Genomic DNA, 21,937 nt, shown 5'->3' with positions numbered 1-21,937 from the left:
GAATCAGAAAATCGGTGTAGATTAGGCCGGTAATCCTCCCTCGCCGTATGACCGTTTATCTGGACCTGAGAAACCTGTTCGATCTGTTCTGCATCGTACAGGGCGTCACTACGGCCATTCTGCTCTTTGTCCGGTCCGACCGGGCGTCTAACCGCTGGCTGGCCTGGCTCATTGGCGGGCTTACCCTACAGGTCGTCGATTACTTTCTGAGCCGTTCGGGCGTGTATTACTACCACCGCTGGCTGTATTTCTCCCCGCTGTTCTTTTCCTGGAGTTTCGGGCCGCTGCTGTACGGATACGTGCGGTCCCGGGCGGGGCAGGCGGTTCCGGGGCTGCGCTGGTATTGGGTGCCGGTCGCGGTGCAGGGGCTGTTCTATACGGTACTGATGGTACAGTCGCTCGATACCAAAGCCTGGTTCTGGCTGAACGTCCACAAACCCTATACCCGCTACGTAGACCATTACGGAACCTGCCTGATGGTGCTGTACGCCATCTACCGAAGTCGGCCCTACGCATCGGAACGGTGGGTGCGGATTCTGCTGAACGGACTGACCGTATTTTACGGCATAGCCGTTGTTGAGCCGCTGGTAAATCAGGCCTACCTGCCCCCGCGGTGGCCCCGCTTTTATCTGACCTCGCAGATACTGCCCGTTTTTGTGTACGTACTGGCGCTGATCGGACTGCTCTATGACCGGTTGCAGAAGATCGAAAAAGCTGGTCGGCTATTACCCGTTTCGGCCGATCAGCGCAGGCAGGTGCTCGACGCGATCCGGGAGCAGGAACTCTACAAAGACCCGGAGCTGACCCTGGCCTCGCTGGCCCGCCACCTGGGCGAAACGCCAAACGCCGTGTCGCGCATCATCAACGGCGGCTTCAACCAGTCGTTCAACGAGTTTATCAACACCTACCGGATCGGTGAGGTAAAACGACGCCTGGCCGCCGGCGACACCGAGCGACTGACTATTCTGGCGCTGGCCTTCGACGCGGGCTTTTCGTCGAAGACAACCTTCAACCGAGTTTTCAAAGAACAGACCGGATATACCCCAAAAGCGTATCTGAAGATGTCCCAAATCACACTTCGGGACGACGCAGACCTCCAGGAGTCGGATGTTTGAGCCAAAAATCACCCGACTATGACTGTCAGAACCCTGTTGCCTGCTCTTTGGCTCATCCTGTCCGTTGTCAATAACGCCTGGGCGCAACCCCCCGCCCGGCTGGCCGACCGGATTGCCGCCGTCGAAAATAATCTTATTCCCTACGTGCCGGTGGCCGGGCTGAACGGCTGGTCGCTCGAAGAACGGATGCGCTTTCATCAGGTACCCGGCCTGACGGTGGCGGTCATTCGTGACTATAAACTGGACTGGCAGAAATCGTACGGGCTGGCCGATACGGTTACCCGTAAGCCGGTTACGGCCGAAACCATGTTTTCAGCGGGGTCGATTTCCAAGCTGGTGACGGCCATGGCCGCGCTGCGCCTGGTCGATCAGGGCAAACTCGACCTCGACACGCCCATCAACCAATACCTGACGTCCTGGAAACTGGCCGAGAGCGACTACACGCGAAAAACGCCCATCACGCTCCGTATGCTGCTGAGCCACCGGGGTGGTACGAGCCAGTCGTCCTACTTCGGGTATACGCCCGACCGGAGTTCATGGCCGTCCGTGCCGGATATTCTGGCCGGGAAGCCGGGTACTGAAAGCCGTCCGGTGGTCGTAAACAGCGAACCGGGTAAGGAGTTTCGGTACTCGGGCGGAGGGTATCTGGTGGTGCAGATGGCGCTGATGGACGTGATGAAGCAGGATTTTGCGACCCTGACCGAAACGCTGCTGTTCAAACCGCTGGGGCTGACCCGCACTACCTTCGCGCAGCCGCTGCCGCCTGCGCTGGCTCCCTATGCCTCGGGGGCTTATTCGTCGAACGGCTGGTTCAAAGGGATGCCCTACGTGTATCCGCAACAGGCTGCCGCCGGTCTATATGCCACCCCGGCCGAGCTGGCCCGGCTCATGATCGACCTGCAAAACAGCTATCGGGGTCGGGGCGGTTTGCTGAGCCAGGCGTCGGCGCGGGCCATGATGCAGCCGCTGGCTGTGATCAGTGAAGGCTTCATGCGGGAGCAGATCGGGCTGGGCGCGTTTCTGTTGCAAAGTGCGCTGAGCACCAACGAACGCGGGCGCTATTTTGAGCATACAGGCACCAACGCGGGCTTTATTGCCTACGCCATCGGCAGCGTAGAAGGCGGGAACGGCATGGTGGTGATGATGAACAACAACAATGGCGCGTCTGAACTGGGTAAAGAAATTCGGCGGGCGGTGGCGCAGGTCTACCGTTGGACCGATTTTTTGCCGAAGCCGCTCGTTCCCAAAGTCCTGCCCGATACCCTGCTGGATGCTTACGTAGGCCGTTACCGGCGCGGTCCCGACGAGGTTGTGTCGATTCGGCGCGCCGGGAACCTGCTCATCGAAAAAATCAACAACGGCAGCGACATCATCTGTGTACCCGTGGGCCCCGATACCATCGCCCTGACCGACTATACCGCCAAAGCTTACTTTAGCCGGGGTCAGACGGGGCGTATCGATTCGCTACGCATCGAGTGGGACCGGAAGCCCTGGCCTCGACTACCCGAGGACGTTTACCTACCCAACGAGCTGATCCGTATGAATCGCCTGGCCGATGCGGTTACCGGCTATCGGGCGCTTAAGCTCAATGTGTATCAGCTGACGTACATGGCCTATGATTTTGCGCTGAGCCGACCGGCCAATCTGCCCGCTGCCGAGACTATCCTGGAGCTGGCCCGCGAGCAGTATCCCAAAGAAGGCATCGTATACGCACGTCTGGGCGACCTTTACCAGCTGCGGGGCGAGAAGCAGCGGGCCGTCGATGCGTTCCGCCAGGCGCTGCTGCTCGACCCCGCCGACGCCGATACGAAGCAGAAACTGAAAGGATTAGGAGAGTAAGAGACGGGGGTTGCCCTTGCACCGTGGTCCGTGAGGACACGGACCATTTATTTATCTAGATGGTTTTGCTGTCGGCATGTAGAGACGCAATCCCTTGCGTCTCCCGCCCGGATGGTTTGTTGCTGACGCGCGTGAGACGCGAAGGATCGCGTCTCTACGTGGTCCGTACAGGCGTTCTTCCACCGTGGTCCGTGTCCTCACCGAGACGCGTAGTCCGGGATGCGCAGTCGGACCTTCACTTCACCATGGTCCGTGTCCTCACGGACCACCTGCCCGGATGGTTTTGCTGTCGGCATGTAGAGACGCAATCGCCCGGCGGCCCGGCCCTTGCGTCTCCCGCCCGGATGGTTTGTTGCTGACGCGCGTGAGACGCGAAGGATCGCGTCTCTACGTGGTCCGTACAGGCGTTCCGCATACGGCGGTCGGGCGGTGGGGCATTTGCTTTATCTTTGCCGGATGACTACTCCTTCTATTCGCGTACTGGTTGTCGGTTGTGGCAATATGGGCGCGTCGCACGCCAGTGCGTACCAGACGCTCGACGGATTTGATATCTGCGGCATCGTTTCGACCGGGAACAGCAAACACATTCTCAACGAAAAACTCGGCGGAGGGTATCCGCTGTTCAGCGATTACGCCACGGCCCTGGCCGAAACCAAACCCGATGCGGTCTGCATCTCCACCTACCCCGACACGCATGAGTCATTTGCGCTGATGGCGCTCGAGCAGGGCTGCCACGTTTTCATCGAAAAACCCCTGGCCGATACCGTTGAAGGCGCTGAGCGGGTGGTGGCTGCGGCCCGGAAAGCCGATAAAAAAGTAGTAGTCGGTTATATCCTGCGCGTTCACCCATCCTGGGAACGGTTCGTGTCCGAAGCGCAGCAGCTGGGCAAACCGCTCGTGATGCGGATGAACCTTAACCAGCAGAGCCACGGACAGATGTGGACGGTACACCGCAACCTGATGAAGTCGCTCAGCCCGATTGTCGATTGTGGCGTTCACTACATCGATGTCATGTGCCAGATGACCCGCTCCAAACCGGTTCAGGTAACGGCCATCGGCGCCCGGCTCACCGACGATATCCCGGCCGATAACTACAACTACGGCCAGCTCCAGATTCGGTTCGAAGATGGGTCCGTAGGCTGGTACGAAGCGGGCTGGGGCCCCATGATGAGCGAAACGGCTTTCTTCGTCAAAGATGTGATCGGCCCCAAAGGCTGTGTGTCGATCGTAGCCAAAAACGCCGGCAATACCGGGCAGTCGGACAATGTCGATGCGCACACCAAGACCGAATCGCTGCGCGTTCACCGGGCCGATCTCACCGCCGACGATCAGTTTACGCAACCCGATACCTGGATCGATATGCACGACGAACCCGACCATCAGGAGCTCTGCAACCGCGAACAGCGTTATTTCCGGCGTGCTATCCAGGAAAACCTCGACCTGACAGACCATCTGCAGGACGCCGTCAACAGCCTCCGCATCGCCTTCGCCTGCGACGAAAGCGTCCGGACGGGTCAGGTGGTACGGTTGTAATCACGTACCATACCGCGCATGACTGATTTGGGGAAGGTGTTACCAACATCTTCCCCTTTTTGTGGGCCTGGCTACCGGCTTCGACCCGGCTGGTCGTCGCACCCTGGGGTGGGTATATCGGGTCATGGCGGCTTCTTTATGGGAGAGGACCTACCCTCAGCTCACTTATGGCTCATCAACAACCCAGTCGGCGCCTGTTTGTCAAAGCGGTAGCGGCAGCTATGCCAATGATGACCGCAGGCGGTATCGAGTCGGCAGGTCGGGCGGTGGCTGCTCCACAAGCCGGTGGGCCGCTGCGGCTCAGCTGCAACCTGTACTCCTTCAACGAGCCGCTGATGAGCGGGCAGATGACCCTCCAGGAAGTGCTGGCGTTCTGCTCGGCCGTCGGATTCGATGCCGTCGACCCAACCGGCTACTACTTTCCGGGCTATCCGGCCGTACCCGATACCAGCTACCTCTACGAGATCAAGCGTCGGGCGTTTCGGCTGGGGCTCGACATCAGCGGGACGGGCGTACGCAACGATTTTACACTGGCCGACCCGGCCAAACGAAAAGCCGACATTGGGCTGGTCAAACAATGGGTCGATGTGTCGGCCCGGCTCGGCGCTCCGGTGCTGCGGATCTTTTCGGGGAAGGGGGTGCCGGCCGGACATACCCGCGAAACCGTGACGGGCTGGCTGGTCGATGCCCTGGGCGAGTGCGTCGACTATAGCGCGAAACAGGGCATCATTCTGGTGCTGCAAAATCACGCTGACTTCATCGAAACGGCCGATCAGCTGCTCGACATCCTGCAACATGTCAAGTCCGACTGGCTGGCCGTCAACCTGGACATCGGCAGTTTCCGCATCGGCGATCCGTATGCGCAGATTGCCCGGGTGGCCCCACTGGCGGCTACCTGGCAGATCAAGGAGAAGCTGTTCGTTGACGGGAACGAAGTCGATACCGATCTGGACCGGATAGCCCGCCTGGTTCGCGCGTCCGGCTATAAAGGGTATCTACCCATCGAGACGCTGGGCAAAGGCGACCCGCGCCAGAAAGTGCCCGCCTTTTATAATCGGGTAAAAAAGGCAATGTTCCCTACATAATGCCTGTCATTTGCTTCGGCACCGTTCTAAAAATTTGTTACTTTGTATACGCTCAGTGGATCGGCAGTCCAGAACACATACCGACCCTGAGCCAATCGTTAACCTCAATTCATGATGAAAGACAACAGTCAGGAGTCGATGGGTAGTAAATCCCGACGTACATTTCTCAAGACCCTCGGAGTAGCCGCTGCAACGGCTCCGACGGCGCTGGTTGAAACGAAAGCGGCCAGCACTCCCACCACCCAGTACCTGAACCTGGTAAAAAATCACGCCAGCACCTCGGCCAACAGCAAGGTCCGGCTGGCCCTGATCGGAACGGGCGGCATGGGCATTGGCGACACGCAGACCGCCCTTATGGTCGACGGGGTTGAAATGGTAGCCGCCTGCGATCTCTACGACGGCCGTCTGCGCCGGGCCAAAGAACTGTGGGGCGATGGCCTGACCGTTACCCGCGACTACCGCACGCTGCTCGACCGCTCCGACATCGACGTGGTGATCAACGCTACCACCGACCACTGGCACGAGAAAATTTCGTCAGACGCCATGCGGAAAGGCAAGCACGTCTACTGCGAAAAGCCGATGGTGCAGAAGGTAGAAGACGGTCATACGCTCATCAAGGTAGCCGCCGATACGGGCAAGGTATTCCAGGTGGGCAGCCAGTTTGCGTCGTCGATCATCATCAGCAAAGCCAAAGAACTGCTGAAGGCGGGCGACATTGGCGAGCTGGTTTTTGCCGAAGCCCAGTACGACCGGCATAGCGCGATGGGCGCCTGGCAGTACTCGATTCCGCCCGATGCATCGCCCCAGACCGTTGACTGGGATACGTACCTGGGCAGCGCCCCCAAGCGCCCCTGGGACCCGCTCCGGTTCTTCCGCTGGCGCAACTACCAGGACTACGGTACCGGCATTGCGGGCGACCTGTACGTACACCTGCTCACGAGCCTGCATACCATTACCGGATCGCTCGGTCCCAACCGCGTGTATTCGAGCGGAGGAACGCGCTACTGGAAAGACGGCCGCGACGTGCCCGATATTCAGCTCAGCATCTACGACTACCCCAAAACCGCCGAACATCCGGAGTTCAACCTGACCACCCGGTCTAACTTCGTCGATGGCGGTGGTGGAGCGTATCTGGTGCGGCTGGTCGGTACCGAGGGCGACCTGTCTATCGGCTGGGATAGCCTGACCGTTCGCAAGAACAAGTTTCCAAAAGCACCCGGCATGTCGGTCGATAACTTCCCGAAAGATCAGAAAGAGCTGTTCGTGGCGGAGTACAACAAAATGTACCCGTCGGTGCCCGAGATGGAAGGACCGAAGGAGTTTAAGTATACGGTGCCCAAAGACTACAAAGGCGACCGGTACGAGCACTTCGTGAATTTCTTTAACTCGGTTCGCGACAAGAAACCCAACATCGAAGATGCTACGTTCGGGCTGCGGGCCTGCGGACCCACCCAGTGTGGCAACATGAGCCTGTTCCAGAAAAAAGTAGTGAGCTGGGACCCCGTCAAGATGAAGATCGGGAACGCCGTCTAGACCGCCGGTCGACTTATATACCGCCGAAGCGCCGGGTTCGGGAGCAGACCGATTACTTTTGCTCCTGAATCCGGCGCTTCGGCGTTGCTGAGCCGTAACTGCACCGCAATTTATTCCGTTATGACAACCAACGAAATTTACGACCTGCTGACCGATGCCATCAGCCGCGCTATTCCTGACGAATGGACCATTGCCCGACTGAACGTACAGGCCCTGAGCGATGGGCAGGATATTGAGTATGACGGCACCTACCTAACCCCGGCGGGCGAAGAAGAACCGCTCTCCACCGATCTGCCCGACGAGGTGACGCAGGCCGTGCAGGCGCTGTTTATCCGGCGGAAGCAGGAAGGCCAGCCCCCCGCCAACTACCTGCAGATCGATCTGAGTGCGCAGGGGCAGTTTACCGCCGATTTTAGCTGGGATCAGGAAATACAGGACGAAGATGATCATTTCTCGGCCGGCGGCACCGCCCGCGACTGGATCGCTATCCGGGACGCCAAATACGGACCCCGTCCCGAGCCGACCGACGAGTAGCCGGGCCAGCCTTACCGCCGGGTTGGCTTTAGCCCGTCGAGCAGATAGTCGAGTCCGTTGAGCCGGATTTCGTACAGCGTCTGGAGCAGCTGCCCCAGCTTGCCGGCCGGAAACCCTTTCTGCGCGAACCACTCCAGATACGCCATGGGCAGGTGACGAAGCAGCACGCCCTTGTATTTGCCGAACGGCATTTTATAATCGACCAGTTCGACCAGCAGGGTAGGGTCGCCAAAGGGTACGTGTTCGGCCATCAGCGGGCGAGTTCGATTTTGTATTTACGACCTTTCATTTTCAGGTCCCGGATCTGCGTCAGCAGGGCGCCGACTTTTGCTGTTTTGACGGCGGCAAAGGACATAAAATCTTTTACCTCGATCAGGCCCAGGTCGCCGGGGGCGAGCTTGCCCTGCTGCGAAAAGAAGCCTACGATATCCACTTTGTTGAGCTTGTTTTTGCGGCCTCCGCTGATGTACAGAGTCTGAAACTCGGGCGCCTGGGGCAGCGGGCCGTCGGTGGGCAGGGGCATCTCCTCCAGGTCGGCGGGGAGCCAGGCAGGCCTGTCTTCGGCCGGGTGCAGGATGACGTAGGCCGTACCGGACGCGTGCATACGGGCGGTGCGGCCGTTGCGGTGGGTAAACTCGTGCTGGTGAGCCGGCAGGTGGTAATGGACTACGTGTTTCATCTCCGGAATGTCGAGGCCGCGGGCCGCCAGATCGGTCGTGATCAGGTACCGGACACTGCCGTTTCGGAACTGGATGAGGGCTCGTTCGCGGGCGTCCTGCTCCAGACCGCCGTGGTACACCAGCGAGTAGATGCCCCTGTCGGCCAGCAGCTCACTGGTTCGTTCGGCGGCATCGCGGTGGTTACAGAAAATAAGTGCGGCTTCGGAGTTGAAGGAGCAGAGCAGCCGAAACAGCGTATCGATTTTGTCGCGCGCCGGGGCGTTTACGAGCTTGATCGCCAGTCCTGTTTCGGTATCGTCGGGTGCGGCAAAGCTAAGCTTCGTCGGGTTGTTGAGCCGGACAAAATCGGGAACGGTAATGCCGGCCGTAGCGGATACCAGCACCCGGTTGCGGAGGGCGGGAAGGCTATCGACAATAAAGGCCATCTCTTCGTGAAACCCCAGCGTCAGCGACTTGTCGAACTCATCGAGCACCAGCGTATGAATCCCGTCGAGGGTAACCGTTTGCCGGTCGATGTGGTCGCTGATGCGGCCGGGGGTGCCGATGAGCAGCGCCGGCGGGTTGCTGAGGTTTTTCAGCTCGGTCTCCATCGAATGGCCGCCGTAGCAGACATTAACCTTAAAACCGGTTCCCATCTTTTTCCAGACCTGTTCGATCTGCAGGGCTAGTTCCCGGGCCGGCACCAGAATCAGACACTGTACGCCGGGGCGGGCGGGGTCGAGGAGCTGACAGATGGGCAGCAGAAACCCGAGCGTTTTGCCCGAGCCGGTGGGGGCAATCAGAAAGGTGTCGGTATCGGGCTGGATGGCGGCTTGGGCAGCTTCCTGCATGGGGTTGAGGGCGGTGATGCCCAGGTTCGCCAGGAGCTGCGCCGACTGTTCGGGAGTAAGCATACCTCAAAAGTACGCCGAAATGACGGAGCCGACACCGTTACCAGCGCCAAACCGTCCGCGGCTGCCCCCGATTGTCCGATAGGTCGGTTGGGAGCTGCCTTTTCTCTGTATATTGGCCGCCCGACGCCGGCCTGTGCCGGGGCCGACCGTTCCTAAACCCCTGCCATCGTATGTTATCCGTGTACCGTTTTCTCACTGCTGTCCTCCTTGTCCTTCTCTTCGTTCCATCCAGCCTGACAGCCCAGACCGCGCCGGATGGCTTTGTCTTTGGCGACCTGCTTCCCGACGCGCCCGAACTGGCTGCGCGGGGTTCGTACGGGGTTGGGGTGCGTACCATGACGCTAACCAATACCGATCAGGCCGACGTACTGCGCACCAAAGAAGGCCAGACGCCCCGTTATGATCGCCAGCTTACGGTCGAGATCTGGTACCCGGCCCGGATTCCGGCGGGGAAGGCCGAGCGGGTGGTCTACGAGCAGGTAATGGGCAGTGCCAACGATCCCAAGCGGCCGCTGATCCCGTTCACCTTTGCCGGGCGGGCTCTGCGCGATGCCGACCCTGATCCCGGAACGGGCGCGTATCCGCTGGTGATCGTGTCGCACGGATACCTGGGGTCACGCCTGCTGTTCACCTACCTGACCGAAAATCTGGCCTCGAAAGGCTACGTCGTGGTTTCGATCGACCATGCCGAATCGACTTTTCGCGATGCGGCCGGTTTTCCGAGTACACTGCTGAACCGATCACTCGATGACCTGTTTGTGCTGAACGAAATGGCCCGGCTGAGTGCCAAGACCAGCAAGACCTTTCTGGCCGGACTGCTCGATGCCAGCAACACGGCCCTGATTGGGTATTCGATGGGTGGCTACGGCGCCCTCAATGCTGCCGGAGCCGGTTACAGCGCGCAGGCCGCCAAGTTTTTCAGCCAGCTGGCCGGTGGCAGTACGGCGCTGGAAGCGCGCACGACCAGCTCGCCGGCCTACAAAGCCTCGCAGGATCCGCGCATCAAAGCCGTGGTTGCGTTTGCGCCCTGGGGCATGGAACGGGGCGTCTGGGATGCCGAGGGTCTGGCGGGACTGACCCGGCCAACGCTCTTCGTGGCGGGTAGTCAGGACGACATATCGGGTTATGAGAAAGGAATCAAGGCAATTTACGACGGAGCCGTCAACGCCGACCGGTATCTGCTGACCTACCTCAACGCCCGGCATAACGTAGCCCCCAATCCCCCGCCGGCCGAGTCGCTGAAGCCCGGGTTGCCGCTCGATGAATACCTGCGCTACGCCGAACCGGCCTGGAACGAACGGCGTATCAACAACATCAACCAGCATTTCGTGACGGCTTTTCTGGGTATGCACCTCAAAAAGCAGGATTACGCCCGCTATTTTGAGCTGAACGAAAACTCGAACACCAAGCTCTGGACGGGCTTTAAGCCCCGCACGTCGGTAGGCCTGGAAATGCGACATGCCCGACCGTAGACCGGCTGGTAAGCAAGGGGCTGCCGATGCGCAGACCAAAGTATAATTGGGGCGGGTGGTTCTTTCACAGGCACATCTACTCATCTACTGTTGTGATATCATCTCGCCGACTTTTTCTGAGACAGCTGGGCCTGGGTGCCGTGAGCCTGAGCGTTGCCCACACGAGCTGGGGCTGGGGCGCACCCGCCCGTACCCTCAAACTGCCCCGTAGTCTGCCTGGCCTCCAGGGCGTCTCGCCCACGGGTCTGCTGAACTTCCTCAATGCCGTAGAAGCGGAGAAGCTGCATGTCCACAGCATGATGGTAGTTCGGCACGGACAGGTCGTGGCCGAGGGCTGGTGGGCTCCCTACGCTCCGCAGCTGAAACATACGCTGTATTCACTCAGCAAAAGTTTTACCTCAACGGCCGTGGGTATGGCGGTGGCGGAGGGGAAACTGTCTGTCGACGATAAAGTGGTTTCGTTTTTCAAGGCCGATTTGCCGGCTACGGTCAGCGAGAACCTGGCGGCTATGCGGGTCAAAGACCTGCTGACCATGTCGACCGGCCACGATAAAGACACGACCGCCACCATGCGCGCCGACGGGAATACGAACTGGATTCGGACCTTTCTGGCGCAACCCGTCGACCACAAGCCCGGTACGCACTTTGTCTACAACAGCGGGGCAACGTACATGCTCTCGGCCCTTGTGCAGAAGCTGACCGGTCAGCCGGTACTGGCTTATCTTAAACCGCGTTTGCTGGATCCGCTGGGCATCGAAGGGGCCGACTGGGAGGTGGACCCGAACGGGATCAATACGGGCGGCTGGGGCCTGCGGGTCCGCACCGAAGATATTGCCAAGTTTGGCCAGCTCTACCTGCAAAAAGGCCTATGGAACGGGAAACGGCTCATCAGCGAAGCCTGGATTGCCGACGCTACCCGCTCGCAGGTGATGTCGGCCGGCGGGAAACGAAAAGCCGAAGAGAACGACTGGCTACAGGGCTATGGCTACCAGTTCTGGCGGTGTCGGCATGATGCGTATCGGGGCGATGGAGCCTTCGGACAATATTGCATCGTGCTGCCGAAGGAGGATGCGGTGGTGGCGATCACGTCCGAAACCGGCGATATGCAGGCTATTCTGGATGCCGTCTGGACCCATATCCTGCCTGCCCTGCGGGGTGAAGGACTGGCGGCCGGGAAAGCCGATACCGACCCCCTGACCCGCAAACTTAAAAGCCTGGCCCTGCCGTTCCCGAAGCAGGATACGACCTCGCTACGGGCCGCTACCATCAGTGGCCACACCTTTGCCCTGGCTGATAATAACCTTAAAGCAACTACGGCTTCGTTGACGTTTGGAAAGGATGGCTGTATCTTCAAACTGCGTGACGATCGGGGAACCCATCAGGTGACGTGCGGCCTGAACCGCTGGGTCGAGTCCGAAACGACCTTCCCGACGGCTCCGCTCAAACTCGTTGCCACCCCCGTTCCCGGCGAAACCCAGACGCGGGTAGCGGGTACGGGCACCTGGACCGATGCCAACACGTTCCTGATGACGTGGCGGTTCATTGAAACGGCGCATTACGAAACCGTAACCTGCCAGTTCGACGATGCCGGGAGTCTGTCTGTTGCTTTCGAAAGCAGCCTCTCCAAACTGAACAATACCAAAGATTCCCGGCCCAGGCTGCAAGGCAAACGCCAGCCCGGTATGACCAGCCAGAAAGGATAAGGTTCGTGAGGAAGAATTTTTAATGGGGTATATGTATTGCCCGGTATTCGTACCGGGCAATACATATACCCCTCATTTTTCCCGGCATGAATGCCGGTCCTAGTCATGGGTCGTGCTCCATGTAAATCCGGCTCGGTTCGTTTGATGACTAGCCCTGGCATGAATACCGGGGTAATGTAATATCTCGGATTTCTCTGGCATGAATGCCAGAGCTAGTCATAGGTCGTGCTCAATATAAATCCGGCCCGGTTCGGTCAATGACTAGCTCCGGCATTTATGCTGGGGTAATGTAATATCTCGGATTCCTCTGGCATGAACGCCAGAGCTAGTCATGGGTCGTGCTCCATGTAAATCCGGCCCGGTTCGGTCGATGACTAGCCCTGGCATTTATGCCGGGGTAACTAATCCGTATTCATGCCGGAGAAATAAATAATCCGTCCCGGATTAAACGTTTCGCGATCAGTGATATCTAATGGCTATAAGCCAAACACAAGGCGATGAAAACGACAGGGAACTTCCGGACAATGATTGTCGGCATGGCGCTGAGCCTGGCTGGCATAACGACGACGCTGGCACAAGGCGGATATGGTCAACCGGACTATGGACAGCCGGATTATAACCAGCCGGGCTATGATCAGGCCTATGGTCAACCGTATAACCAGCCGGGTGGTCCCGTTCCGTCGCAGGATTTTTATAACGATCTGGGGCCCTACGGGCAGTGGGTCAACACGCCCGAATACGGCCGGGTCTGGATTCCGAATGTCGAGCCGGGCTTTCAGCCTTACGCTACCAACGGCCATTGGGTCGTAACGGAATATGGAAACACCTGGGTGTCCGACTACGCCTGGGGCTGGGCACCGTTTCACTATGGACGGTGGTACCTCGACCGCTATCGGCGCTGGGCCTGGGTGCCGGGCTACGACTGGGGACCGGCCTGGGTATCGTGGCGATCGGGGGGCGGCTACTACGGCTGGGCTCCGCTCGGACCAGGTATCAACATCAACGTGAACATCAACATTCCAGCCGATTACTGGGTATTCGTGCCGCAGGTGTACATCACCAGCCCGCGCCTGTACAACTACTGCGTACCCCGGCCGCGTGTGGTGAATATCTACCACAATACAACCATTATCAATAACGTATACCGGGTTAACAACCGGGCCTATGCATACGGACCGCGCCGGGAAGAAATCGAATACGTAACCCGACGGAGCGTGCCGGTATACCGGGTCGAAAACGCAGGTCGCCCGGGACGAACGGTTGTGCGCGACAACACCGTCGGCTTCTACCGGCCCGAGGCCAGTCGGGGCTCGCGAGGTGGTGCGCCTGCTTATACCAACGATCGCCCGGCTTACACCAATAGTCGGCCAGACTACGGTCGTCGCGATTATCGAACCAATTCAGGGGCCTATACGGGTGCGACCGGTGTCGAATCTCCCCGTGTGGAGGCTCCCGGTACCTCCATACCAGGGGTAGAGTCACGCGGTTCGGGGGCATCCCGTACCGATGGACCACGCTACGATAGCCCCCGCTATTCGCCACGGGGTCAGTCGTCCGACTATTCGGGACGCACACCCCGGTATGAACCCCAGGCTCAGTCGACTGAGCCGGCGCCACAAACGGGATCGGGCTTTCCGCAGCCGAGTCGGCGCGAATCGTTTCCGCAGCGTGAGAGTGGCCAGTCGCGCGGCACCTTCGAATCGCGCGGTCAGGGACAGATTCCGACCCAGCGCGAGTCGATGCCCCAGAGTCGGGGTGGGCGGGTCGAGTCGTTCCCGCAACGGGACAACAGCCCCGTTCAGCCGCAGCGGTCGGGTGGGTTCGAGTCACGCGGCCAGGGGCAACCCGTACCGACTGGCCAGCCACAGATGCCCCAGGGCGGATTTCCGGCTGGGCGTGGGGGCTCGCGGGGGCCGCGCTAATAGCAGTCAACAACAAATCATGAACATAGAGCAGGTCCGTTATGGCCCCGGTTGGGCTGGTAACGGACCTGCCGTCTTTGCCGACTGGTCATCAGCGGTATCGGATGAAGACGACTATGCTGCCGATTACAAGCACCACGAAGACCAGGATCATGCCAACGAGGTAGGCCGTTCCGATACCGGGTCCCTGCTGACTGAAGGCCGACATTCCTTTGTCGAGGGCCAGGTGAGCGCCAACTATCCCTGCCACCCATACCCGTAGCAGGAGCCCACGCTTTTCCACGTCAGGAACAAACCAGAGCAGGAAAATCAGCGCCGTCAGCGCAGGGATGAGTATCCATAGGTTCTCGATAAAATCGTCGATACGGGGGTTGGGCGGCTGGTTCGCCCTGGCCAGCAAGGTCATTGCTCCGTAGACCAGCAGCCATACCAGTTCGGGCCCAATCAGTACCGTGGCCCAGCGCGGCAGTGTTGATGTGTCCATAGAAATAAGCGCCTGCATTACCGCGCGTGTATTGGTTCAGATAAGAAGACCTGGTATGATCACCAGGCGATCTCGCCGGGTACGGCACACCAACGGCCGCACCCGTAAATCCGTGTTGGTAAGTACGCCGAAATGACCAAGAGTACCAGCGGGTTTTTCGTGAAGGGACAGTGCCGGTATCTATTTGTTGCGAAAGGTCGGCTGACGGCTCGTTTCGGGCGGCTCGGAATCGGGGGGGCGTGGTCGATACGTGATTTCGGAGTCTACACTCGTCTTTTTCTGATAAGCCGTATCTTGGGCTTCATTCCCTCATAGCCATGCTTCAGCGACTTATTCCTGTTTGTTTTCTGCTTTCTACCCTGACCAGCCTGTATGCCCAGCCAGTGGGCTCACCTGTAGCGTCGGTGAAGACCTACGAACCCCCGGTTTTCACCGACCCTGACCGGCTGAAAAAGATACAGGCCCTCGCGCCAACGATCGATAAGCTCTATAAAGACTATGCCGTCAAACGTAATTTTCCGGCCCTGGCCTACGGTGTCGTGGTCGACGGAAAGCTGGTTTATGCCGGCAGCACGGGCTATACCGATGTGGCGAAGAAAACGGCGGCCACCCCTAAGTCGCTGTTCAGGATTGCGTCCATGACCAAAAGTCTGACCGCCCTGGCTATTCTCCACCTGCGCGATCAGGGCAAACTCCGGCTCGACGACCCGGTGCAACAGTACATCCCGGAACTGAAACCCATAGCGTACGTCACCGCCGACGCGCCCCTGATCACAATCCGTAACCTGATGACCCACTCGGCCGGCTTTCCGGAAGATAACCCCTGGGGCGATCGCCAGCTGGCCGATTCGGACGCCGACCTGATCAACCTCATTAAGGGTGGGCTGACCAGTGCCAATGCGCCGGGCGTGGCCTACGAGTATAGTAACCTCGGTTTCGCCATGCTGGGTAACATCATCACGAAGGTGTCGGGCAAGCCGTATCAGCAGTACATCACCGATGCCATTTTGAAGCCACTCGGTATGGATCAGACGCTCTGGGAATACACCAGCGTACCGGCCAACCTGCTGGCGCACGGCTACCGGGCTCAGGACGGACAATGGGTTGAGGAGCCACTGCTGCACGACGGTTCGTACGGGGCGATGGGTGGTCTGATCACCTCGATCGAAGATTTTAGTAAGTACGTCGCGTTTCATCTGGCTGCGTGGCCTCCGCGGAGCGAGGCTGACCGCGGACCTGTGAAGCGCAGTTCTGTGCGGGAGATGCAGCAACCCTGGATGTTTTCGGGACTGGCCACCCAGGCAAAAACCTCGGCCGGTAAACCCTGTCCCGTTACCAGCAGCTATGGCTACGGACTCGGCTGGTCGCAGAACTGCGAGGGGCGGGTGAGCGTTGGCCATAGCGGTGGTTTGCCCGGTTTCGGTAGTCAGTGGCGCATGTTACCCAACCACGGTATCGCTGTCATTGCCTATGCAAACCTGACGTATGCGGGGCTGGGAACCATCAACTCAGTCGTGCTCGATACACTGGTATCGCAGGCTGGCCTGATGCCCCGGCAGCTGCCCGTTTCGCCCATCCTGAACCAGCGCAAAGCCGAACTGGTCAAACTCCTGCCCGACTGGACCAACGCTGAATCGAGCGGCATCTTCGCCGAGAATTTCTTTCCCGATCAGTCGGTCGATACCCGTCGGAAAGCGGTGCAGACGTTGTATGCCAAAGCCGGAAAAATCAAACGGGTTGGGGCGATGGTACCCGAGAACCAGCTGCGCGGCCATTTCATCATCGAAGGCGAGAACGCCAACATCGAAGTGTTTTTCACCCTTACCCCCGAAAACCCCGCGCTCATTCAGCAACTCGACATAGCGGAAGTACCCCGCCCGTAAAATGGTTATGTGTGACCGATACGCCCCCGTTTCCACCGTGGTGCGGCTGCGTGCCCATTGCTACCAAGGTCCGTGTCCCCACGGACCCCTGACCGGATGGTTTTGTTGACGCATAAGTGGTCCGGACAGGTTGTCCGGCTGCTCGTCCCGGTACGGACGCGGACCCTGGTAGCAAGACGACTGTCGCACCCGCATCAGGACTTGGCGAGCTTCACGATATCGTTGACTTCCAGAATCGACTTGTCGTAGCCTTTGGTGGTGGCTTTGATCATGGCTTTGGCCAGTTCCTGCAACGTAGAAACGAAGCTCGGCAGTACCAGCCGGAATACCGGATACAGCCAGGCAATATACCGGTAATAACTCTTTACGTTTTTGAGTCCTTTTGTCGGCAGCAGAAAACCGGGCCGGAACATGTATGTTTTCCGGAATGGCAACAGCCGCAGTGCGTTCTCGGTAGCCCCTTTGATCCGCGCCCACATCACCCGCCCCTGCGCCGTACTGTCGGTGCCGCTGCCCGAAACATAGCAGAACGTCATGTCTGGATTCTGCCGCGCCATCAACTGGGCCGCATGAATGGTCAGATCGTAGGTCAGGTGATAGTAATCGGCTTCAGTCATGCCTACCGACGATACACCCAGGCAGAAGAAGCAGGCGTTGTAGCCCGTCAGCTGAGCCGCCACAGGTGTCAGATCGAAAAAGTCGTCGTGAATGAGTTCACGTACTTTGGCGTGCGAAATTCCGGTTGGTTTACGGTTCAGCAGCAGAATCTGCTCTACATCGGCGTCCTGTAAACATTCATGGAGTACGCCCTCGCCAACCATGCCAGTGGCCCCTGTAATAATTGCGTTTACCTTCATGGGTTAGTTATATTGAGCACCGGGCCGATCAGGCTATCATGGAGGCCGACAGGACAGCCTGATCGGCCCAGCGTATCATTAGCCAAAATCCGAACGGGCCCAAATAGGTTCATACACCCGACGGGTTGGTTCGGCAACGTGCTGATGCGCGGGATATATTTTTTTAGCGGTCAAGCGAGTAGACCTCTGGATAAGGGTTTGGTAACCGAGTTGAAAGAAGTAAGCTTTTTTTTCGTGATTAGCTACCGGAAGCAGGCCGGATAACTTAGGGGGCGGGGTAACCGGCTTCCCCAGACCATCTCCTGGCAACTCGACGAGTTCCTGGCTAGTCTACGCGAGAGGAGTGCTTATTTTGCCGGCCCGCCCGTTGTTGATTACTACGAATGAACGTTCAGGTTGCCTGATTGGCAGCCTGATCATTGCCGCTAACCCCTGATTCCGGCAGGCATCAGGGGTACTTTTGTCCGGTCCTTTTTCTTTATACCTATGCTACGCTTCCTTTTCTTTATCCTCACGGTTCTGCCTGCTGCCGGGTTGGCGCAGGAGGTGATCAGCAATCGCCAGCGCGACGTGGTGTTCAGGTCAGTTCATGTGATTCCGATGGATCGGGAACGGGTGCTGACTAACCAGACGGTCGTTGTCCGTAACGGCCGGATCACGGCCATGGGAAACGACGGCAGCGTGAAGGTGGCTCCCGGGGCGCTGATCATTGATGCGGCCGGTAAGTACCTGACGCCCGGCTGGGCAGAGATGCACGCCCACGTTCCGCCGATCGATAACCTGGAGCCGATGAAAGAGGTGCTGACGCTGTACCTGGCCAACGGCATCACCACAATACGTGGTATGCTCGGCCATCCCAGACACCTCGAACTGCGCCGGATGATCAATAGCGGTGACGTGCTGGGACCGCACTTCTATGCGACAGGTCCCTCGTTTAACGGACAGGCCGTAAAAACCGCCGGGCGCGGGGCCGAAATGGTACGGGAGCAGAAAGCCGCCGGGTACGACTTTCTGAAGCTACACCCCGGTCTGACCAAAGAAACCTTTCCGGCCATTGCCCGAACTGCGCAGGAGGTGGGTATTCCGTTTGTCGGTCATGTTTCGTTCAATGTCGGCGTATGGCGGGCCATTGACGCGCGGTACTCCTCGATCGATCATCTGGATGGATTCATTGAAGCCATCACGCCGGGGAGCGATACCCTGGCCGAACCCGAAACAGGACTATTTGGCTCCTGGATAGCCTGGCAGGCCGATGCCGCCCGCATTCCGAAACTCGTCCGTGCGCTTCGTGACCAGAAAATAAGGGTGGTGCCGACGCAGGCGCTGGCCGAGCGATGGCTCTCCCCCAAGCCCGCCGAGGCTTTCACCGGCGATCCGGAGATGAAATACATGAAGCCCCAGGACGTGCAGAACTGGGTCAACGCCAAGACCAGCTATACGAGCAACCCGAACTTCTCGAAAGAACACGCTGAAAAGCTGATCGACATCCGCCGGAAGCTCATCTACGCCTGCCAGAAAAACGGGGTCGAGCTGTTGCTGGGATCCGACGCGCCCCAGATTTTCAACGTGCCCGGTTTCTCCATCCATCACGAAATGAACTACATGGTCGATGCCGGACTTACGCCCTACGAGACGCTGCGGACGGGTACGGTCAACGTGGCCTCGTACCTGAACAAACCGGACTCGGGCGTTATCAAAACCGGAAACGTGTCGGACCTGGTCCTGCTGAGCGGTAACCCCCTGGCCGATATCAACCAGACCCGCAACATCGAAGGGGTTATGATCGGCACGAACTGGTTATCCAAAGCCTACCTACAGCAGGCCCTCAAAAAGCTGGAAAAGCAGTAATCGGGTACGGGATTCTTGGTTTCTCCGGTATTGAAGTTTCCCCGGCATAAATGCCGGTGATTTTCGGATTCTCCGGCATAAATGCCGGAGCTAGTTATTGACCGAACCGGGCCGGATTCCCATTGAGCACGACCCATGACTAGCCCCGGCATTCATGCCGGTGATTTTCGGATTCTCCGGCATAAATGCCGGAGCTATTCATTGACTGAACCGGGCCGGATTTGGATGGAGTATGACCTATGACTAGCCCCGGCATTCATGCCGGTGATTTTCGGATTCCCCGGCATAAATGCGGGAGCTATTCATTGACTGAACCGGGCCGGATTCACATGGAGCACGACCCATGACTAGCCCCGGCATTCATGCCGGGGAAAATAATGCCAAGGAAATAAACAAAGTAAACCCTCTTATGAAAACGCTTCTGATTAGCTTCGCCATCATGGCCAGCGGAATTCTGCTGGCCACCCGCCCGGCCCGCACCGACCTGGACGGCGCCTGGAAACAGACCGGCTCTGCCAACGCAACGGTCATGCTGACCATCGTCGACAACTACCTGATGCAGACCACTTATGAAGCCAGCCGGTTTGTCAGTACCCGGGGCGGAGCCTGGCAGCGGTCGGGCGATAAGCTGAGCCTGTCGGTCGAGTTCGATACGGCCGACAGCAGCCGGGTGGGGCAGGTTGAGTCGTACTCAGTCATGCTAAAGAACGGGCAGTTGACGCTCAGCGGCCCGGCGGGTGTACGGACCTTCGCGAACCTGGATCAGCCATCCGATAAAACACCATTGGCAGGCCTGTGGCGCATTACGGGGCGGGCCAACGACGCCGGACAAATCATGACCATGCAGCGGGGTGCGCGCAAAACCATCAAGCTGCTGACCGGCACCCGGTTTCAGTGGGCAGCCATCAACCCGCAAACGCGGCAGTTTTCCGGGACGGGTGGCGGCACTTATCGCTTCGCGGATGGGCAGTATACCGAAACCATCGATTTCTTCTCCCGCGATAACAGCCGTGTTGGCCGGTCGCTGACCTTCACCGATACCGTGTCCGGCAGCGAATGGCGGCATACTGGTCAGAGTTCTACCGGCGGTAAAGTCGACGAGGTCTGGACCCGCGAACCCTAGGGTATGGGCCGGTGTCGCCCTGCCCGGAGCGGGGTCTTTTTCATCGCCGGCCGGGCATTCGGCAGATTAGCCGTACCTTCGTGGTTTCGTTAGCACAAGAGCCATGACGTTTGAGGAACTGAATCTGAACAAGCCGCTGCTGCAGGCGGTTGCCGACCTCGGCTACACGACGCCCACCACCATTCAGCAGAATGTATTTTCGGTGGTTATGTCGGGACGCGACGTATGCGGTATTGCCCAGACCGGAACCGGTAAAACGGTGGCGTATCTGCTGCCCTGTCTGCGTCAGTTCCAGTTTACCCAGGATAAACAGCCGCAGGTGCTGATACTGGTACCTACCCGCGAGCTGGTAGTGCAGGTGGTAGAAACCGTCAACAAGCTGACCGCCTACATGAACGTCGTAACGGTAGGCGTGTACGGGGGCGTTAACATGAAGCCGCAGATGGCCGAGGTGCAGAAAGGCGCCGACGTGCTGGTCGCCACACCGGGTCGGCTGGCCGATCTGCTCCTGAACGGTGCCGTCAAGACCAAATCGATCCGGCGCATGGTGATCGATGAGGTTGATGAAATGCTGAACCTCGGGTTTCGGACCCAGCTGAAAAATATCCTGGACCTGCTTCCCCCCAAGCGGCAGAACCTGCTGTTCTCGGCCACCATCACCGGCGATGTGGAACAGCTGATCCAGACCTATTTCAACAACCCCATCCGGGTAGAAGCGGCTCCAGTGGGTACTCCGCTGGAGAACATTCAGCAGACGGCCTATCTGGTTCCCAACTTTTATACCAAGGTCAACCTGCTCACCGATCTGCTCCGGCAGGAGGCCGACATGACCAGGGTAATGATCTTTGTGGCCACGAAAGCCCTGGCCGATCAGCTGCTTGACCAGATCGACGACGACTTTCCGGATCAGATCGGGGTTATCCACTCCAACAAGGCGCAGAATCAGCGCTTCGAGACCGTCAGGCGGTTTAAGGCCGGAACCTACCGCATCCTGATTGCGACCGACATCATTGCGCGTGGCCTCGACGTGGCCGAAGTATCGCACGTGATCAACTTCGACGTACCGGCCGAACCCGAGAGTTACATTCACCGGATTGGACGCACCGGCCGGGCCGACCAAACCGGTATTGCCATCACGTTCATTACGGAGAAAGAGAAACCCCAGCAGGCGGCTATCGAACAGCTGATGAACTACACCATTCCGATGCTGCCCTTACCCGACGACCTGGCCATTTCGGACGAGCTGACCGACGACGAACAGCCGAAGGTGTACATGAAGATCGTTGAGCCCAAAGCGCCCAAACGCGAGGATGTTGGCCCGGCCTTTCATGAGAAAGCGGCTAAGAATCAGAAGGTGAACGTCCGGCGCGACTATGCCGCCGAGAAACGGATCAAATACGGCCGACCCATCAAGCGGAGTGGGAAAAAGTAAT

17 protein-coding genes are annotated in these 21,937 nt (G+C 58.8%); 13 read left to right on the top strand and 4 right to left on the bottom strand.

Annotated elements, in window-relative coordinates:
• The first annotated feature begins 47 nt into the window (after positions 1-47).
• From EQG79_RS06340 to EQG79_RS06315, 6 genes are all read left to right on the top strand, one after another.
• The gene (locus EQG79_RS06340; protein WP_129600717.1) at positions 48-1,115 is read left to right on the top strand and encodes a helix-turn-helix domain-containing protein; all 1,068 of its coding nucleotides are present in this window, start codon (positions 48-50) and stop codon (positions 1,113-1,115) included.
• Positions 1,116-1,133: 18 nt separating this feature from the next.
• Positions 1,134-2,954, top strand: a complete 1,821-nt coding sequence (locus EQG79_RS06335) for a serine hydrolase domain-containing protein (protein WP_129600715.1) — start codon at positions 1,134-1,136, stop codon at positions 2,952-2,954.
• A gap of 456 nt (positions 2,955-3,410) precedes the next feature.
• Entirely contained in the window at positions 3,411-4,487 is a 1,077-nt protein-coding gene (locus tag EQG79_RS06330) for a Gfo/Idh/MocA family protein (RefSeq protein WP_129600713.1), read from the top strand.
• A gap of 167 nt (positions 4,488-4,654) precedes the next feature.
• Entirely contained in the window at positions 4,655-5,572 is a 918-nt protein-coding gene (locus EQG79_RS06325) for a sugar phosphate isomerase/epimerase family protein (protein WP_129600711.1), read from the top strand.
• Between the two features lie 111 nt (positions 5,573-5,683).
• Positions 5,684-7,105: a Gfo/Idh/MocA family oxidoreductase gene (locus EQG79_RS06320; RefSeq protein WP_129600709.1), complete on the top strand. Its 1,422-nt coding sequence runs from the start codon at positions 5,684-5,686 to the stop codon at positions 7,103-7,105.
• Positions 7,106-7,225: 120 nt separating this feature from the next.
• Positions 7,226-7,639, top strand: a complete 414-nt coding sequence (locus tag EQG79_RS06315) for an antitoxin YezG family protein (protein ID WP_129600707.1) — start codon at positions 7,226-7,228, stop codon at positions 7,637-7,639.
• Between the two features lie 11 nt (positions 7,640-7,650).
• On the opposite strand, the gene EQG79_RS06310 is transcribed toward EQG79_RS06315, so the two are convergent.
• Together EQG79_RS06310 and EQG79_RS06305 are read right to left on the bottom strand one after the other, a co-directional pair.
• Positions 7,651-7,890, bottom strand: a complete 240-nt coding sequence (locus tag EQG79_RS06310) for a DUF3820 family protein (protein WP_077923986.1) — start codon at positions 7,888-7,890, stop codon at positions 7,651-7,653.
• Positions 7,890-9,212, bottom strand: coding sequence for a DEAD/DEAH box helicase (locus tag EQG79_RS06305; RefSeq protein WP_129600705.1), 1,323 nt, complete (start codon positions 9,210-9,212; stop codon positions 7,890-7,892). The genes EQG79_RS06310 and EQG79_RS06305 overlap by 1 nt, the downstream gene beginning before the upstream one ends.
• A gap of 170 nt (positions 9,213-9,382) precedes the next feature.
• Here EQG79_RS06305 and EQG79_RS06300 point away from each other — a divergent pair, with 170 nt between their 5' ends.
• The 3 genes from EQG79_RS06300 to EQG79_RS06290 all read left to right on the top strand — a co-directional run bounded on the left by EQG79_RS06300 (position 9,383) and on the right by EQG79_RS06290 (position 14,309).
• Positions 9,383-10,684 (top strand): alpha/beta hydrolase family protein, encoded by a 1,302-nt coding sequence (locus EQG79_RS06300; RefSeq protein ID WP_129600703.1) that lies wholly within the window; start codon positions 9,383-9,385, stop codon positions 10,682-10,684.
• A gap of 92 nt (positions 10,685-10,776) precedes the next feature.
• On the top strand, positions 10,777-12,387 hold the full coding sequence (locus EQG79_RS06295) for a serine hydrolase domain-containing protein (RefSeq protein WP_165358842.1): 1,611 nt from the start codon (positions 10,777-10,779) through the stop codon (positions 12,385-12,387).
• Positions 12,388-12,884: 497 nt separating this feature from the next.
• A complete protein-coding gene (locus EQG79_RS06290) occupies positions 12,885-14,309 on the top strand; it encodes a DUF6600 domain-containing protein (RefSeq protein ID WP_129600699.1) in 1,425 nt (474 codons plus the stop codon).
• A gap of 91 nt (positions 14,310-14,400) precedes the next feature.
• Here the strand turns inward: EQG79_RS06290 and EQG79_RS06285 are convergent, their stop codons facing one another.
• Complete coding sequence (locus EQG79_RS06285; RefSeq protein ID WP_129600697.1) at positions 14,401-14,793, bottom strand: hypothetical protein; 393 nt, start codon at positions 14,791-14,793, stop codon at positions 14,401-14,403.
• A gap of 317 nt (positions 14,794-15,110) precedes the next feature.
• Between EQG79_RS06285 and EQG79_RS06280 the strand changes: the two genes are divergently transcribed.
• Positions 15,111-16,676: a serine hydrolase domain-containing protein gene (locus EQG79_RS06280; RefSeq protein ID WP_129600695.1), complete on the top strand. Its 1,566-nt coding sequence runs from the start codon at positions 15,111-15,113 to the stop codon at positions 16,674-16,676.
• Positions 16,677-16,870: 194 nt separating this feature from the next.
• On the opposite strand, the gene EQG79_RS06275 is transcribed toward EQG79_RS06280, so the two are convergent.
• Positions 16,871-17,533: an NAD-dependent epimerase/dehydratase family protein gene (locus tag EQG79_RS06275; RefSeq protein WP_077923993.1), complete on the bottom strand. Its 663-nt coding sequence runs from the start codon at positions 17,531-17,533 to the stop codon at positions 16,871-16,873.
• Positions 17,534-18,019: 486 nt separating this feature from the next.
• On the opposite strand from EQG79_RS06275, the gene EQG79_RS06270 reads away from it, so the two are divergent.
• From EQG79_RS06270 to EQG79_RS06260, 3 genes are all read left to right on the top strand, one after another.
• Complete coding sequence (locus tag EQG79_RS06270; protein ID WP_129600693.1) at positions 18,020-19,381, top strand: amidohydrolase family protein; 1,362 nt, start codon at positions 18,020-18,022, stop codon at positions 19,379-19,381.
• Between the two features lie 409 nt (positions 19,382-19,790).
• Entirely contained in the window at positions 19,791-20,504 is a 714-nt protein-coding gene (locus EQG79_RS06265) for a membrane or secreted protein (RefSeq protein WP_129600690.1), read from the top strand.
• A 103-nt stretch (positions 20,505-20,607) separates the two neighbouring features.
• Positions 20,608-21,936, top strand: coding sequence for a DEAD/DEAH box helicase (locus EQG79_RS06260; RefSeq protein ID WP_129600687.1), 1,329 nt, complete (start codon positions 20,608-20,610; stop codon positions 21,934-21,936).
• Position 21,937 lies beyond the last annotated feature (1 nt).

Source organism: Spirosoma sordidisoli, assembly GCF_004138325.1.
Classification (GTDB): domain Bacteria; phylum Bacteroidota; class Bacteroidia; order Cytophagales; family Spirosomataceae; genus Spirosoma; species Spirosoma sordidisoli.
Note: the sequence above shows the minus strand (reverse complement) of the source record. Positions and strands in the feature narration are given on the sequence as shown.

Bases quoted from the DNA above. Each gene is read 5' to 3' on its own strand.
- EQG79_RS06340 (WP_129600717.1), top strand. From the start codon at position 48: ATGACCGTTTATCTGGACCTGAGAAACCTGTTCGATCTGTTCTGCATC.
- EQG79_RS06335 (WP_129600715.1), top strand. From the start codon at position 1,134: ATGACTGTCAGAACCCTGTTGCCTGCTCTTTGGCTCATCCTGTCCGTT.
- EQG79_RS06330 (WP_129600713.1), top strand. From the start codon at position 3,411: ATGACTACTCCTTCTATTCGCGTACTGGTTGTCGGTTGTGGCAATATG.
- EQG79_RS06325 (WP_129600711.1), top strand. From the start codon at position 4,655: ATGGCTCATCAACAACCCAGTCGGCGCCTGTTTGTCAAAGCGGTAGCG.
- EQG79_RS06320 (WP_129600709.1), top strand. From the start codon at position 5,684: ATGATGAAAGACAACAGTCAGGAGTCGATGGGTAGTAAATCCCGACGT.
- EQG79_RS06315 (WP_129600707.1), top strand. From the start codon at position 7,226: ATGACAACCAACGAAATTTACGACCTGCTGACCGATGCCATCAGCCGC.
- EQG79_RS06310 (WP_077923986.1), bottom strand. From the start codon at position 7,890: ATGGCCGAACACGTACCCTTTGGCGACCCTACCCTGCTGGTCGAACTG.
- EQG79_RS06305 (WP_129600705.1), bottom strand. From the start codon at position 9,212: ATGCTTACTCCCGAACAGTCGGCGCAGCTCCTGGCGAACCTGGGCATC.
- EQG79_RS06300 (WP_129600703.1), top strand. From the start codon at position 9,383: ATGTTATCCGTGTACCGTTTTCTCACTGCTGTCCTCCTTGTCCTTCTC.
- EQG79_RS06290 (WP_129600699.1), top strand. From the start codon at position 12,885: ATGAAAACGACAGGGAACTTCCGGACAATGATTGTCGGCATGGCGCTG.
- EQG79_RS06285 (WP_129600697.1), bottom strand. From the start codon at position 14,793: ATGGACACATCAACACTGCCGCGCTGGGCCACGGTACTGATTGGGCCC.
- EQG79_RS06280 (WP_129600695.1), top strand. From the start codon at position 15,111: ATGCTTCAGCGACTTATTCCTGTTTGTTTTCTGCTTTCTACCCTGACC.
- EQG79_RS06275 (WP_077923993.1), bottom strand. From the start codon at position 17,533: ATGAAGGTAAACGCAATTATTACAGGGGCCACTGGCATGGTTGGCGAG.
- EQG79_RS06270 (WP_129600693.1), top strand. From the start codon at position 18,020: ATGCTACGCTTCCTTTTCTTTATCCTCACGGTTCTGCCTGCTGCCGGG.
- EQG79_RS06265 (WP_129600690.1), top strand. From the start codon at position 19,791: ATGAAAACGCTTCTGATTAGCTTCGCCATCATGGCCAGCGGAATTCTG.
- EQG79_RS06260 (WP_129600687.1), top strand. From the start codon at position 20,608: ATGACGTTTGAGGAACTGAATCTGAACAAGCCGCTGCTGCAGGCGGTT.